The organism is Thalassoglobus sp., from assembly GCF_048270125.1.
In the GTDB taxonomy this organism is placed as follows: Bacteria; Planctomycetota; Planctomycetia; order Planctomycetales; family Planctomycetaceae; genus Thalassoglobus.
This window is the reverse complement of the sequence record NZ_JBLWTN010000001.1, coordinates 84,872-100,889: the sequence shown is the minus strand read 5'-3', so window position 1 is coordinate 100,889 and position 16,018 is coordinate 84,872. Positions and strand designations below refer to the sequence as shown.

The window sequence follows — 16,018 nt, the reverse complement described above, 5'->3', positions numbered from 1 at the left end:
ATTCATGGGAATAACAGAACGAAATTCAAACGTGAAACAGGACTTGTTGATCATCCTGCTGTTTTTCGTTGCCGTTTTCAGTAACGCGACATTTGTCTGGATGTCGCTGCAATTGATGTTTTTGCTGATCGTTTTCAGAAAAGAAAAGCGAAACATAGAAAGCCTAAAACGGAATTCTCACGCACACTGGATTGTGCCATCCATTCTGTTGGGAACAGGATTCTGGATCGGGCTCTATTCTAAAGATGATTTCATCCACCAGGTCGGCGTGATTTGCTGCCTGACCGGGATTGGCGGGATGCTCGGCTGGTTTCCCGTTCCGCGCGCAACTCCTCTATTCACCAGCGATAATTCCATTGCATCGCTAGTGACCGAAACGCTTCTTCCGGTTCTGTGCGCAGCGATTTTTCTTTTTCGATGCGTCGAGAATGGTGGCTGGAGTGAGCGAGACCTCGCGATTCTTAGCGTCGTGTCGCTCTTCAGTTTGGCGATAAGTGGCCTGCGGTTGATGGGGACTCTATCGCCACAACAGCGGTGTCGACTTTCGAGTCTGACAATTTTGAGTCAGGCAAACATCGTAACAGTATTATTCGGGTGGCAAAGAATTTTTCCGGACCGAAACGGGTCAGCGTCGTCCAATATCATTTCTGCAGAATATCTCTTCCTGACAATCCTCATCGTGGAAACAAGTGCGGTCCTGCTGCTGGTCTGGGGTTGTAAAGATGCACCAGACGATCAGGCAAAAGGCTTCACATCAATTCTTTACCGGAAGTTTCGCGCAGTGATCCCGAATGGTTCCCTGGCTGCGATGACAGGTGTGCTGGTTCTCTCTGGATTCCCATTGTTTCCGGGATCGTGGTGGAGATTCAAGCTTCTAACAGCTCTTATCTTACCGTACGAGCAATCGATGATTACGCAGTTATCTGAACCACACCTTGGATTCGTCGCCCTGGCATTGGGCTACGCAGCCTGCTCGCTCATCGTGGCGATCGGACAGTTACGAATCCTCCCCACTTTGCTTGGGCTCGAGGAAATTCCCAACCACGAACCGTCTTTGAACAGTTCACACGGATGAAAATCCAGCCCAGATCAATGACAACCGAGCATGCGGGGCGAGTCAGTTACACCAGTAAAACAGGTGTTCGTATTATTACAAATGGATAAACGCAAAGTACCCGCCGGAAAATTGCCGACGGGTACGTATGAAGTTTCGCCCGGTAGGTCACCGGGGCTAAATGGGTTACTGAAGACCTGAATGAAACATGCTCTTAATCTCTCAACACTTTCACAGCATTCAGAACAGGTTGACCGGTTTTTGCGACCAGCGAGATGGTGAGTGCGTCATTCACTTTGACGCCTTCAACAACTTTCTTCACAGCTGGAATTCCTTCGCGAGTGACTTGATCGACTGAGACATCCGTCAAAACAGTTTTTCCGTTGAACTGAACATCAAAGCTCGATGCCTTCATTTCTTCGTTCGCGTTCGCAAAGTGAAGTTCGACAGAGAACTCGGCGGGTTTGTCTTCTTTTCCCAACAAAGGCAAGGTGATCTCAGTCAGATTATTTGCCCAAGATGTGTACAACCAAGGCGTTTCGGCACCGACGACATCAACGGTGTCTTCGTTCAGCGCTTCGTAGCCCCCTCCGGTTCCAAACTTCGGAGCCAGGTTCATTTTCACATCGAGCGAAGTTTCCTGATAGGCTTTATAGCGAGGGTACGAGAGCCAGACTGTTCCATGTGCGTCCTTGCGATCCCCGGGAGCACCGAGGTTGAGCGCTAAGTGTTGAACCGGAGTTTGTGCTCCTACTGAGCTGTAAATTGCCCATGGTCGACGAGTTTCACGTGGTTCTAACACGATCGTCGATGCAATGGAGAACAAGCAAACACAACCGGCGCTGGCTTCAGGAATCATCACGAGACCATTCGCAGGAACGGCATTGATCCAACATCCCAAACGGTGACCGGCGAAGTGTCGTACACCGGCGTCCTGTCCGAGATCCATGAACCCAGTGTATCCGGAGCGAAACATAACCATTCCCGAATCGGCGGCTGTCAACATTCCACAGTGATGACCAGTTCTCATCATTGACCACGGAACGTCTTTTCCGGTAATCGGATGTTGACGAGTCATTTGCTCGCCGGTTTGCAGATCGTACATCCAGGGTTCAGCGAGAACTTTGTCACCGATAATAATTGGACGGTTTCTGTAATTCGCATCTTTTGACCAAAGTTTGTACCCGTTGACAGCGGACAAGGCGACGAGACGACGGCGTGAGAATTCACCAGCGACGAATTGTCTCCAGTAGTGACCGTTTGCGTTTGCTCCACCGAGAATGAGTGTCCCATCCTGGTACATCAGCGTCAGCATTCCACCACCGATGCCGATTTCGCTGCAATCAGTGACATCGACAGGTTTCGCCCAAAGAATTTCTCCGGACTTCGAATCAATGGCGACCGCTCGTCGTAAATCAGCTTTCTTTAACCGATCTTCCGCAATTTCTCGCTCTTCTCCTTCGAGACTTTCCAGAGCGGATTTGTCTTGCCGCAGGATTTCAGCACGCTGTTCGCTGGTGATTGTGCTGTCGATGAAGAAGACACGTTCTGGTGCAATTGCAATTGTCCGGTGAGAGATACTTTGACCTTTGTAGTCCCAAAGGTGCTTTCCGGTTTTCAAGTCGATTGCGAAGATGCCATCGGTGGCGTCGTTGACAATCCGTCCTCGACGTCGGTCCAAGGCGTTCTTTGTGCCAAGAATGGTCGCGGTTCCAAAGAGAATGTCCCCTTGGACTGCCACATAGGCCCAACTGTGATCCCCGTCTGCACGAGATTCCGGCAAGCTGTGAATACGAATCACTTTTCCGGTCGCAGCGTCGAGTTCAAAACATTCTTTTCCGACGTAATGGAACAGGCGATCCTCAGTTGCAGCCAGGTTTCCCGGACTGACGTTCTTGTAAACACCAAGGCGAATTCCTTCGGGGTTGTCGTACTCCCACAGGAACAATCCGTTGTACGCGTCGTACGCACTGATGTTGGTTTCGCCCTGCACGAACAATCGGCCACCTGTCGCCAGCGGGCCAACTGCTCCATCGTGACGGTTGACCATTCCGTCGATTCCGGGATCGCCGTACCAAAGGACTCCAAGGCCGCCCTTCACTCGTAAGTCGTCACCGACTGCGGTGTTAGCAGCGTTCCCGTATTGATGCGACCAACTTCCTGCGCCGGGAAGCATCCCGCGAGAAAGTGTCGCCCAGCCGTCGCTCGATTTTTGATCAAGATCTGTCTCTTTGAATTCGCTTGAGACAGAAGCCTTGTCAATCAACGCAACTGCCTGTTCAGCATTCTTCTTTTCTGGTTGACCAATGCAGATGACTCCTCCGACAGGTTTGAGATGTCGGGCGATGAGAGCAAGGTCCGTCGGAGTTTCTCCCGTTTTGACAAATCGATCGCTGACAATCAAATTCGCGAAGTAGTTCGAGTACGGAATGTCTGACGCTTCGAGTTGGTGAACAGTCACGCGGCTTCCATAGTACCCAGCCTTTGCCAGATTTTTGCGTGCGGTCGCCACTTTAGCGGGGTCGGACTCGACGACATAGACTTTCAATTGACTTTGTCGGGCGATCTCATAGGCCAACTTGCCCTCTTCACCGTCGAGCACAAGACAGAACCCGCGCTTGACACCGGTTTTCTCAAGGATGTCTTTGGCGGCTTTTTGATACAGTTCTGACGATTCGAACTCGGCCAGTGCCTGCTGTTCAGGGATTGCTGGAGAAGCAGTGGGTGTGAAGCAGTAGATCTGACCAGTGTCGGTACTGACGACTAACTGACCATCAGAGACTGCCAGCCCACGTGCTTTTCCTTCGACTTTCGCCTGCCAGAGAACGCTCCCATCTGCTTCGGAGTAAGCAGTGACCTGATTTTCTCCACCAAGAAAGACGGCATTCTCGGTTGCCAGGAGAGTTGACTCATCATTTGTTTTCTGCTGCCAGAGAACACCGACGTCTGCAATGTCTTTCAGCTTCTGGTTGATCTCAGCGATCTGTTTGCGAATTGCAGGTTCTTTATCTCCAGCTCCACGTAATTTTCGAGAGAGGCTGTAAACGTCCATTTCATACTTATGACGAACACGACTGTTCTCGGCGTATTTAATTCGATCAAGTTTGGCAACCACGGTCCCGGTAGCGACATAAGCATCTTCCCCTTGAACAACCATCTGTCGACCAGCGAACCAGCCAAACCCGACGTTCCCTTTATCTTGAGTCATTGCTAACAGGTGATGCGGTCCGCCCGTATAGATTTGTCCATCGGACAACAATGCTTTTGTCCCCCCGACTACACCACCTGCGGTCGAACGCCAGCTATGTTCGCGCTTGTGGACAAGCTCACCGGTTTTGCGATCAAAAGCTGCGGGAAGTGATCGCCCTGATGGAACAATGAGAAGATCATCACTCGCCAAAAGATAACCTTGTGGCGAGAGATCGTTTCGCCCCGCGTCGGTGGAACTTAAGTTGTCTTGTCGCCAGATCACGGAGCCATCTTTGGCATCCACGGCATAAAGATAAACATTTTCATGAGGAAAAATTCCTGCTCCGAAGAAGGCGACGCCATCATCAACAAGAACACCAGTACGCACTGGCCAACGTGAAATCATTTCTCCGCGAGCGAGTAACCAGTCTGCTTCCGGACCTGCTCGAAACTGCCATTGCAGCTTCCCATCCTTTTGATCGACACAGTAAACCTGTCCATCATCCGAGCCGAAGTAAACTTTTCCATCCACGACAGAAGGAGCAAGTCGAACGGGACCTCCAGTGAAAAACGACCAGTCTTCGCGTCCGGTTTTCATGTCGAAGCAGTGCAACTGATCGTCAGCTGTCGAACCAAAGAAGAGTTTTCCATCGACAATGACAGGATGAAAAACATCATCGTACTTCACACGATGCCCAAGTACCTTGCCTTCATAAACTCGGCCTTCCCCCCCCAGAAAACTCATTACAGGTGGAGCTGGCGAATTGTATTTCCATGCTGCGTGAAGTGGAAAAGAAATCGTTTCAGTAGTTCCACCAGAGCGAGAAAAGTCTCCCCGGTATGTCGCCCAGTTTTCAGCGAGCGCGATTTCAGGAAGACTCAGTTGAGCGGCAACTCCCAGAAAGAGCAGCAATCGAGCTGTTCGACTGAGAGACAAAGAGCAGAACTTGCGGAAGAGCAACGTGGAGGGTGAATGCATTTCGACTCCGTTGGCTGGTGGTTGAAATCGTCTGGCGGGACCAGGTTTTCTCGGACCGCAAAACATCGCTAACGGAGATGGGAACCACCGATTAACGAGGATGATTTTGCACGACCATTTCTATTCATCTCGTAGAACATGGTTGTATGGCCCTGAAACCATCAATACACTCTACATACTTCCTCGCTGATCGCCTACCATCAGTGAGAGATCCAACTCCCCGATCCACTCCTGCCCTCCTTAGGAAATCAGCCATGCGATTTCGAACGACCCTCGTCGCACTGATCTTAATAGTCTCGGCATCGATTGCGACGGCCTGCTCTGTTCCTGTTTTTCGATATGCTCTTGAGCACTGGCAACCGGACTCGTACGTGGCTTACGTCTTCCATAAGGGCGATCTGTCAAAAGACCAGTCAGCTGCAATCGATTCACTTCGCCCGGTCGGGCTGAATGATCTTCCGGCAGTGAATCTGGTCGTCAAAGTTGTCGACTTGAGCGAGGCTCCCGGCCCAGTGATTCAGGGAGTCCTCGACAAAACTCCCGCAGAAAGTTTTCCGTGGATGGTTGTTCAATCACCTCCCAAAAATGGACCGCCACAAACTGTCTGGGAAGGTGCGTTCGGAAAACAGTCAGCTGCGAAACTCATCAGTTCACCAATACGAGAGACCGTCAACCAACGGTTGCTTAAAGAGGATTCAGTTGTCTGGGTGTTTCTGGAAAGTGGATTGAAAGATGTGGATGAGCCCGCTTTCGAACTACTTAACAAAGAATTAACCCGACTTGAATCAGAACTTAAACTCCCGGAAATCGAAGACGAGGATCTCGGCGATCTCTCGGTCGATCCGGACGCCCTGAAGGTTTCGTTTTCATCAGTCCGCCTCTCACGCGACAACCCTGAAGAACAAGTACTGGTCGAAATGCTGTTGGGGGTTGAGCCAGATTTGCGAGATTTGGAATACATGACTCAACCGATGGTCTTTCCTGTCTTCGGTCGCGGACGGGCACTCTATGCAATCGTGGGAGAAGGAATTGTCCCGGAAGTCATCGAAGAGGCAGCCCAGTTTTTGACAGGAGCTTGCCAATGTACCGTCAAGGCGGAGAACCCCGGCGTCGACTTAATCATGAACCTCGATTGGGACAAGCACGTCGTCCCGACCGAAACACTCGACGAAAGTCTTCCTCCACTAGCAGGCTTCACAGGGTTCGGTCTCTCCGACACCGAAGAGGCGATGGAAGAAGCGAAGTCGAACGGACTTGCAGCTGTCGACTCCCCCCCTGAAGGAGCCTCAGCAGGCATGACATCAACCGAAAAGTTGAATGAAGCCAATGCTCCTGAGAACAAGAGTGAGAGCAACGCTGACGATGCAGCTACCTCAGCGGGAACTGTTTCATCGACGAGCCTGGGAACGAACACCTTGATCGTGTTGGTTCTTCTTGTCATCGCAGTTGCAGTTGGCTCTGCGGTTCTTGCTCCACGTGCGAACTAGCCTTAGCCTCAGTCATTCTTCACGATGAGAGTTCAACTCAATAAAGGACGCCCAGTATGATGACCGTTTGGCGGTTGGCCATCCGTGAAATCCAACATCGGAAGCTCAGCTTTGTGATGGGGGTAATCTCTGTGACAATTGCAGTTGGCTGCCTTGTCGGAGCACAAACACTTCTACGTGCCGATCAGTATCTCACCCGAACCATGCTGCTCGAGAAACAGACTGAGATTGAATCGGCAGTTGCAGAGAAAGAAGAGGCTGTCCAAAAAGCAGGTGCTGAACTTGAAGACGCCATGCGCAAGCACATGAAAGGACTCGGCTTCAACGTTCTGATTCTGCCAAAAGAACAATCCCGGTCGGAGATGCTCTTAAACGGAATGACGGCCACGATGCCTGAGAGTTATGTTGATAAGCTGGCGTCCTCAAAAATCGTCACCGTAAACCATTTACTTCCCAGCGTCAGCCGACGAATTCAATGGCCAGAGCGGGACCGCGAGATCATTCTCATCGGGACACGTGGTGAAGTTCCTATCCTGCATCGTGGACTCAAGAAGCCACTCTTAGAAGAAGTCGCAGAAGGCAAAATCGTATTGGGCTACGAAATTCATCAGGAGCTTGGACTGAAAGTTGGCGATAAAATCACGCTGAAGGAGAAAGAATTTGTCGTTTCTGCTCTTCATCCCGAGCGTGGTTCGACTGATGATGTCACGGTGTGGGTGAACCTGGCGCAAGCTCAGGAAATGCTCGGGATGCAGAACCTCATCAATGCAATTCTCGCCCTCGAATGTGACTGTGCAGGCGACCGTATCTCTGCAATTCGCGAAGAAATCGCAGGCGTATTGCCGGGGACACAAGTCGTCGAAAAATACTCACAAGCACTGGCAAGAGCTGAAGCCCGAGCAAAAGCAAAAGAGTCCGCCGAAACTGCTCTCAAACAAGAGCAGGAATCGGGAGCAGCGATCCTCGAACGTGAAAAAAATTCTCGTAACCAGATTGAACAACAACATGCGGGCTTTGCAGCCGTCATGGTTCCATTAGTGTTAGTCGGTTCCGTGGTGATGATCTTCCTGCTGATGCTAATGAACGCCCGCCAGCGGACTGAAGAGGTTGGGATCTTGCGAGCGATCGGATTTAAGTCAAAACAGATTCTGCTTGTGTTCCTGTCAAAAGCAATGTTAATCGGGTTTATTGGTGGAGCGGTTGGTCTCTGTCTCGGTCTGTGGTTTGGCGGAGAACTGGGAGGAGTTTCAATGTCTTCGCCAGCATGGGGGGAGATCTTTGAGAACAACAGCCTGATGCTCACTGTTCTTTCCGCTCCTGTACTCGCAATTTTCCTCACTGGTTTGGCGAGTTGGATTCCTGCACTGATGGCTGCCCGACAAGACCCTGCAACAGTCTTACAAAGCGGCTAATCCTTTTCAGGGTTCAAGCCTCCTTGTTGACGCGCATTTTCATTACCAAGACCATTCGAGACCTGAATCAATCATGCTTCTTCAACTCCAGAACATCTCGAAAACTTATCAGGACGGCTCTTCAAGTGTCCAGGCCGTCGATGGAGTCTCCATGCAACTTGATGCCGGGGAATTCGTAGCTGTTCAAGGTCCAAGTGGGTGTGGGAAGTCGACACTCTTATTGACAGCCGGTGGGTTATTAAAGCCGTCTTCGGGAACCGTCACGATCGATGGACAAGACCCCTATTCCATGACTGCAGATGAGCGTGCAAGCTTTCGCGCTCGCACAATTGGGTTCGTCTTTCAACAATTCCACCTCGTCCCCTATTTAAGTGTTTACGAAAACATCATTGCTCCCGGAATGGCTGTCGAGACGAAAGCAAACCCGGAACGTGCCCAGCAATTGATAGAACGTTTCGGCCTCACCGATAGACAAAACCATGTCCCTGCGAAACTCAGCAGCGGCGAACGACAGCGAGTCGCGATGGCTCGCTCGCTGTTGAACGAACCGAAACTGATTCTTGCTGACGAACCAACTGGAAATCTGGACCATGAAAATGCAGAGATCCTGTTGCAATTTCTGACAGACTTCGCAAGTGAAGGCGGCGGCGTGTTACTTGTGACTCACGATGACCGAGCAGTCTCCCATGCACAGAAAGCGATTCATCTTCTCGATGGGAAATTGACTTCACCAGCAACAACATTGAACGCAGTTTAATTGAACGCGGACTAACAATAACTGAGCAACGCACTGAAACTTCAATGAATGACGTCGACCTAGAAATTCTCCCGGGCGTATACAAGAATCGCTCTCACAACTTCTACAACGAAGGGGGTTCTCAGTGGTGAAGAATTTCCTCTGTGATTGAGGGACCAAAGTCAGTTGGTCGAGTCAATTTGAAATACGATTCGAAACATGATTCACACACCGGTTGCCCCTCTTGTTGTCGAGGAAAATCGAACATCCTTCTTCCCACCTGAATCTTGACTATCAAAATGATCAATCACCCCTCTCGAACGGAGCCCTTTCGAGCATTTCGTGCCCGGAATGAATCAGTTCGCTCAGGAAATACGTTGAACACCATCAGCCAATATTTGCGAATCCATTCGAATGACTCTCATAACAATACGAATGGCCGAAATGCGAATGGCCGATCCGGACGTGTGAACACTCTCTGGGTCCTTATTCTTGGTGCCGTAGGACTGATTGCGTTGTTGGTTTTGATGTTGAAGCAAGGTCCACCGAAAGCAGACAGTGGAAAACAGCGGTTGGTGATGCATTGTGCCGCTGGATTACGTGTTCCTGTTGAAGAGATCGTCACAGCTTATGAGAAAGAATACGGCATTGTTGTCGAGTTACAATTCGGCGGATCAAACACGCTTCTGAATCAATTTCAGGTGAATCATTTCTCTGAAGCAGACTTGTACCTGGCGGCCGATGATTTCTACACGGACAAAGCAGTTGAACTCAAACTCGCCGCCGAGACCCTCCCTATTGCTCATCAACGTCCCGTTGTCGCCGTTCGTAAAGATTCGAAAAAGGTGATTGAAACGATTGACGATTTACTGCAAGACGATATCTCCATCGCACTTGGAAGTCCCGATCAGGCAGCCATTGGAAAAGCGATTCGCAAACAACTCGAAGCAATTGAAGTTGATGGAACGAACCGGTGGGTTCAGCTTGAAAAACTGGTCACTGAAAAAGGAGTCTTCAAACCAACCGTCAACGAAGTTGCCAACGATGTAAAACTCGGCGCGGTCGATGCCGCACTCGTCTGGGACTCCACAGTGATGATGCCGAAGTACCGGGATGAGCTGAAAGCGATTCCACTTCCTGAACTCGATTCTGACCCGAATTTGATTAGCATCGCAATCCTGAATTCCTCGACTGACCCCACAGCGGCCCTCAAATTCGCTCGCTATTTAACGGCCCGTGACAAAGGGTTGAAGATCTTTGAAAAATATGGCACACGTCCAGTCGAAGGCGATGTCTGGGCTGAGACTCCGGAAATTTCCTTCTTCTGCGGAGCAGTCAATCGCCGGGCTGTTGAAAAACTTCTGGACGAATTCCAAGCACGTGAAGGCATTCGCATCAACACAAAGTACAACGGTTGCGGCATCTTGACCTCAGAAATGAAAACGATTGAGAATCAGTCGACGGAACAAGGCTTTCCAGATGTGTACATGGCCTGCGATCGCTACTACCTCGACAACGTTCGAGATTGGTTCCAGGACGACATCGACGTTTCCGATGTTGAACTTGTCATCGTGGTCCCGAAAGGTAGCAAGAACGTCCGCGTCCTTGCCGACTTGGTCAAGCCGGGAATTCGGGTTGCTCTCGGTCAACCTGAGCAATGCACGATTGGTGCACTGACTCGCAGGATGCTTGAATCGGAAGGCCTGTATCAGAAAATCAAAGAAAAACAGGCCACCGAAGGAGAAGTCGTCGTTGAAAAAATCTCGTCGGCGTTATTGATACCGGACGTGGTCGCAGGCCACGTTGATGCCTCAATCGCTTACATTACCGACGCCCTCCCAAACACGAAAGATGTTGATATTATCCGCGTAGAGACAACTCAGAACGTCGCTGTTCAACCCTTCAGTATTGCCCGATCGAGCGATCACAAATATCTTTCACGTCGACTGTTCAAAAAAATCGCAGAGGCTGAAAAAGACTTTGAGTCTGCCGGATTTCATTTTCGACTGGACAATAGTGGTCAGAAACAACAACCGGAAAGCGACGCGTTATGACCGGCAGCGAGTCGCAAGAGCAACCTTCCCACAATCTTCGAAATAACTCCACTACAACTCCGCCGCGGGATGTTGGGAATGTTGTCCTGTCCAACCGAGTCTTTTACTGTTGCATGGCAATCATTGGCGGTGCCTATGTCATTCTCATTCTCTCCATGCTTCTTGCCGATGCCTGGTTTGTCATAGAAAAAACTGTCGACGCTGCCTCAGCTTCTTCCTCTCCCTGGAAGGCGATGTTTTTTGACAACCCCGTCGTAACGGCTCTTGCGGATCGGAAAATTCAATACTCTATCTGGCTCAGTCTGGTTTCATGTACGCTCTCAGCGATCCTCTCCATCATCGCTGCAGTCCCGATTGGCTACTTACTTTCAAGGCACAATTTCCCGGGGAAGCGTCTCCTCGACGCAATTCTCGATATCCCGATTGTCCTTCCTCCGCTGGTCGTGGGCTTAAGTCTGCTCATTCTGTTCCAGTTCTTCCCCTTCTCTCTCTTGGCGAGAGACGTTGTCTATCAGGTCCCGGCTGTCGTTCTCGCACAATTTTCGGTGGCGTGTGCATTCGCAGTTCGAACAATGAAGTCAACCTTTGACCATATTGACCCACGTTGCGAGCAAGTTGCCGTTGCACTTGGAAGTTCACGTTCTCAAGCGTTTGGCCTGGTTGTTCTCCCAGAGGCAACACATGGAATGATCACAGCTTTCACGTTGGCCTGGGCGCGTTCACTCGGTGAGTTTGGTCCGTTGCTCATTTTTGCTGGAGCGACACGCATGAAAACAGAGGTCCTCTCAACCACCGTCTTCCTGGAAATGAACGTCGGCAATATCGAAGCGGCCGTTGCAGTCTCTCTCATTATGGTCGCCGCCGCCGTAACTGTTCTGGTCATCACAAGAATCTGGGGAACTCGCGAAACACTTCTATAATTGCAAGAGAGCAAATTCAGTATTGGTCGACATGTCCTGTCCACATTGCGAGCCGTCTATAATTTCATGAAATCAAACTTCACCCGCACAGTCAGCATTCATAATCACCCATATATCTCAGGGAAATGGTGTACGCGTTCAGTTTCGTAGAGAGAAGTGATTCATCACATAAACTGAACATGAACAAGCACTGTTCACGGCACTGAAACCACAAACTGTTCTCGCTATGCAAATTTCTCTAGAAAACGTCTGTATCCAATCAGGGCAGTTTCGACTTGAAAATATATCGCTGGTAATTCCTTCAGCCGCATACGCTGTGCTGATGGGAAAAACCGGTTCCGGAAAAACGTCGGTTCTGGAAAGCCTAATCGGTTTGAGAAAGGTTGCTTCAGGCACGATTCGAATTGATGACCGAGATGTGACTCAGCTGAATCCTGCACTACGTGGAATTGGCTATGTCCCGCAGGACGGAGCGCTCTTCTCCAAAATGTCCGTTCAGGACCACCTGGCGTTCGCCCTCCAGATTCGTCGGGCAGGAAAGAAAGAGATTGCGGAGCGCGTTGAAGAACTTTCAACATTGTTGGGAATCACTCATCTTCTGAAACGAACCCCGATCGGTCTGAGCGGCGGAGAAGCTCAGCGAGTCGCACTAGGTCGCGCGCTCTCATTTCGTCCATCAGTTCTCTGCCTGGACGAACCGCTCTCCGCACTCGATAGCGATACCCGACACCAGATGTGCGAGTTACTCGAAACGATCCAAAAACAGACACATGTGACAACCATTCACGTCACACACAATCCAGAAGAAGCAAAGTCGCTCGCAAGCTGCCTCATCAAGCTTCAAGATGGGAAGGCGATTCTCGAAGATGTTTCGTAACTCGAAATCAGTCATTGAATCCTTAAGAAACAGACTGAACAGACGGCGGCGCTCCTGACGGGAGCGGCCTCGCCATAAAACGACGAATTCAAATCAACAGCACCCAACAAAGATACTGGCATTCAGAGTACGGGTTTGCTGTTTCTGTTGTTTTGCATGTATGATCTCATTGTATTTGAACGTACTCGCGAGGTCACATGTCTGAGCCTCTTGCTTATCCGCCGCCGTCGTATATCGATCCGCATTCATTGATGCAGATCAAGTCGTTCGAGTTGCGTGCGAAGTCTGTTGTTGAAGGGTTCTTCACGGGACTTCACCGGAGCCCGTATCACGGATTTTCTGTGGAGTTCACGGAATATCGACAGTACAGTTCCGGTGACGATTTGCGTTACCTCGACTGGAAACTGTTTGCCAGATCGGACCGCTACTACATCAAACGGTTCGAAGACGAAACAAACCTCCGATGCCATATTCTGGTCGACAATAGTCGCTCGATGTCATTTGGCTCGCTTGGCTATACAAAAGAAGACTATGCGAAAACACTCGCTGCCACTCTGGCATATTTTCTGACGACTCAGCGCGATGCCGTCGGTCTGCTTCGTTTTTCTGAAGGTGTCGATGAGTTCATCCCAGCGCGGTATCGAGTTGGGCAACTGCGAAGAATTCTCGTCAGTCTCGAAAACTCAACTGCAGGAACATCATCGGGAATTCTTCCAGCTTTGGAAGAAGCTGCCGAGCGTGTTCGTAAGCGTGGTCTGTTCGTGATCCTCTCTGACTTCTTAACGGACGTCGATGAGCTTCAATCGCGATTGGGGTACTTAAGATCTGGAGGGAACGAAGTCGCTGTCTTCCAATTATTGGACCCTGCGGAAGTGAATTTTGATTTTGATGCCCCTGCTATGTTTCAAGACGCAGAAACAGGTCGAGAGATCTACATTGACCCGAAATCTGCACGTGATCAGTACCAGAAAAAGCTGCATGATCATCTACGAAACGTTGAAGAGATTTGCGAACGGCTGGGAATTCACGTCTCTCGCCTGACGACTGACATGCCATTAGAGAACGCTCTTTTGACTTTTCTGCAAACCCGCCTGCGAGTTACGCAAACTCGGCGTCAATAATTTTCTGGAACAGACATGTCGTTTTTGACACCACTTTATCTGTTAGCTGGCTTGGCGGTCGGACTTCCAGTCCTGTTTCACCTCATTCGAAGAACTCCGAAGGGGCGACAGGTTTTCAGCAGCTTGATGTTCTTGCAACCGTCGCCTCCTCGTGTCACCAAACGAAGTCGGATTGAAGATTGGCTGTTGTTGCTCCTGCGAGCGCTCGCCGTCTGTTTACTTGCGATAGCATTTGCACGCCCGTTTTTGCGCAGTCAAGATTCGCTCGACGGAGACAAAGTACCGGGGCGGCGCATCGTCATGCTTGTCGACACCTCTGCCAGCATGCTTCGGCCCAAATTCTGGGAAACTGCTCTCGAGAATATTGAGGATGTCCTCGACAATCTTAAACAGTCAGACTCATTGAGTCTCCTGAGCTTCAACACCGAAATCACGCAAGAAATCAGCTTTAAGGATTGGCAAGAACTCGCCCCCGATGTCAGAAAGTCCGCAACCTTGGAGCGGGTGAATCAACTCGCTCCGGGATCATTCGGTACCGAACTCGGAACAGCCATGCTCACGGCTGCGGATCTATTGGACGAGTCTGTTGATGATCAAGTGACCGAACAAAAGTTGATCATCATCTCAGATTTTCAAACCGGAAGCCATTGGGAAACGCTCAATGGGTACGAATGGCCGGAAAATGTCAGAGTCGAAATTTTGAATGTCGACAAGAATGAAGCACCGACGAATGCATCCGTCCAATTGATCGCGAATGAATCAACCTCTGATGATTCGGTTCGATTGCGAGTTAACAATACGACTGGAGCGGAGCATGAACAATTTAAGATTGCGTGGCTGGATGAATTCTCTGGCAAATCGGAAAACTCTCAAAGTCTCGATAACTCATTGAGTGTTTATGTTCCGCCCGGACAAAGTAAAGTCATTCGTGCTCCAAAACGCCCATCACAAGTGGTCCCTCAACGACTGGTCATCACTGGTGATCAGCAAGACTTTGACAACACCTGCTATGTTGCGCGTCGCGATCCGTGGGAAGTCAACATCGTCTACCTCGGGGAAGAGAATACAGCAGGCCCGGATTCATTGCGATTCTTTTTAGAACCGGTCTTCCCCAGCACCGCGACACGAAATGTGACAATACAAAACTGGCCGCCTGAGAGTGAGACGCCACCGGTGGATGATCAGAAATTAACGCTGCTGATTATCGGGGGAGCCCCCAACAAGGGACAACTCGCCTGGACACGAAAATGGCTTGCTGATGGAGGGCAGATTTTATTTGTGGCATCAACTCAAGAGCAGTCCGCGGCGCTCTATGACTTGGCCGATACCACAGCAGAGCCGATCGTTGAAGGGGATGTTATTGATTATACGATGTTAAATTCTGTCGACTTCACTCATCCGGTTCTAGCGCCGTTTAATGATCCTCGCTTCGCGGACTTTTCAAAGCTTCGGTTCTGGAAGCATCGTGAGATTGACCTGAAGAATTTCTCCGAACATCAGGTTCTGGCTTCTTTCGAGAACGGCTCGCCAGCGATCTTTGAGCTTAAAGTGGGGAACGGACGACTAGTCGCGTTCGCATCGGGATGGAACCGCAGCGACAGTGATCTCGCTGTCTGGAGTAAGTTCGTCCCCATGATGAACGGCCTTTTGGAATATCTCGGAGACCAACGGAGCTTTCGACCTGTCTATTTCGCAGGAGACAAAATCACCCCGCAAGAATTCGGTTTCATCGAAGAGAAGGTTTTACTGAAGTCGCCATCCGGTGAGATCTCCTCTCTCGGTAACCAAGAGTCTGTTCAATTGAAGCATCCGGGAATCTATTTCATCGGAACTTCAGAAGAGGACCTTACGAATCCTGACGGTGTCCGCTTCGCAGTAAACCTGCCACCAGATGAATCAAAGACTGATCCTCTTTCAATGGACTTACTCAGTTCCGCAGGCGTCCCGATCACAAATATCACGACTCTTACAAACAGTCCGCCTCCCGACAAAGTGACAGAGCGTCAGCTGATGAACCGGGAACTCGAATCAAAACAGCAACTCTGGAAGTGGCTACTTGTCGCTGCAATTTGTGTCCTGTTCTTCGAAACAGCCCTTGCTGGCTGGAAGCAGCGCCAGCCTCAACCTGTCGTATAACGCCTGGCAAGCTTCTCCTCTCCCACAAGACCGTGAAACAATAGAGGAAAAAT

Annotated in this window: 10 protein-coding genes; 9 read left to right on the top strand and 1 reads right to left on the bottom strand. The window is 50.2% G+C overall.

Going from position 1 to position 16,018, the window contains the following annotated elements; all coding sequences use genetic code 11:
- Nucleotides 1-4: 4 nt before the first annotated feature.
- Complete coding sequence (locus ACN0YR_RS00335) at nucleotides 5-1,075, top strand: hypothetical protein (protein WP_417847208.1); 1,071 nt, start codon at nucleotides 5-7, stop codon at nucleotides 1,073-1,075.
- 193 nt (nucleotides 1,076-1,268) lie between these two features.
- Here the strand turns inward: ACN0YR_RS00335 and ACN0YR_RS00330 are convergent, their stop codons facing one another.
- A complete protein-coding gene (locus tag ACN0YR_RS00330; protein ID WP_417847207.1) occupies nucleotides 1,269-5,222 on the bottom strand; it encodes a PQQ-binding-like beta-propeller repeat protein in 3,954 nt (1,317 codons plus the stop codon).
- 254 nt (nucleotides 5,223-5,476) lie between these two features.
- On the opposite strand from ACN0YR_RS00330, the gene ACN0YR_RS00325 reads away from it, so the two are divergent.
- The 8 genes from ACN0YR_RS00325 (at nucleotide 5,477) to ACN0YR_RS00290 (ending at nucleotide 15,965) form a co-directional block, all read left to right on the top strand.
- On the top strand, nucleotides 5,477-6,709 hold the full coding sequence (locus ACN0YR_RS00325) for a hypothetical protein (protein WP_417847206.1): 1,233 nt from the start codon (nucleotides 5,477-5,479) through the stop codon (nucleotides 6,707-6,709).
- A 56-nt stretch (nucleotides 6,710-6,765) separates the two neighbouring features.
- Nucleotides 6,766-8,121 carry an ABC transporter permease gene (locus ACN0YR_RS00320; RefSeq protein WP_417847205.1) on the top strand — a complete coding sequence of 452 codons (1,356 nt, stop codon included), beginning with the start codon at nucleotides 6,766-6,768 and terminating at the stop codon, nucleotides 8,119-8,121.
- 73 nt (nucleotides 8,122-8,194) lie between these two features.
- Nucleotides 8,195-8,878: an ABC transporter ATP-binding protein gene (locus ACN0YR_RS00315; RefSeq protein WP_417847204.1), complete on the top strand. Its 684-nt coding sequence runs from the start codon at nucleotides 8,195-8,197 to the stop codon at nucleotides 8,876-8,878.
- Nucleotides 8,879-9,234: 356 nt separating this feature from the next.
- The gene (gene modA, locus ACN0YR_RS00310) at nucleotides 9,235-10,911 is read left to right on the top strand and encodes a molybdate ABC transporter substrate-binding protein (RefSeq protein WP_417847203.1); all 1,677 of its coding nucleotides are present in this window, start codon (nucleotides 9,235-9,237) and stop codon (nucleotides 10,909-10,911) included.
- The gene (locus tag ACN0YR_RS00305; protein ID WP_417847202.1) at nucleotides 10,908-11,831 is read left to right on the top strand and encodes an ABC transporter permease; all 924 of its coding nucleotides are present in this window, start codon (nucleotides 10,908-10,910) and stop codon (nucleotides 11,829-11,831) included. Before modA ends, ACN0YR_RS00305 begins: the two co-directional genes overlap by 4 nt.
- 226 nt (nucleotides 11,832-12,057) lie before the next feature.
- A complete protein-coding gene (locus tag ACN0YR_RS00300) occupies nucleotides 12,058-12,708 on the top strand; it encodes an ATP-binding cassette domain-containing protein (RefSeq protein ID WP_417847201.1) in 651 nt (216 codons plus the stop codon).
- A 197-nt stretch (nucleotides 12,709-12,905) separates the two neighbouring features.
- Entirely contained in the window at nucleotides 12,906-13,829 is a 924-nt protein-coding gene (locus ACN0YR_RS00295; RefSeq protein WP_417847200.1) for a DUF58 domain-containing protein, read from the top strand.
- Nucleotides 13,830-13,844: 15 nt separating this feature from the next.
- Nucleotides 13,845-15,965, top strand: coding sequence for a BatA domain-containing protein (locus tag ACN0YR_RS00290; protein ID WP_417847199.1), 2,121 nt, complete (start codon nucleotides 13,845-13,847; stop codon nucleotides 15,963-15,965).
- Nucleotides 15,966-16,018: the final 53 nt, after the last annotated feature.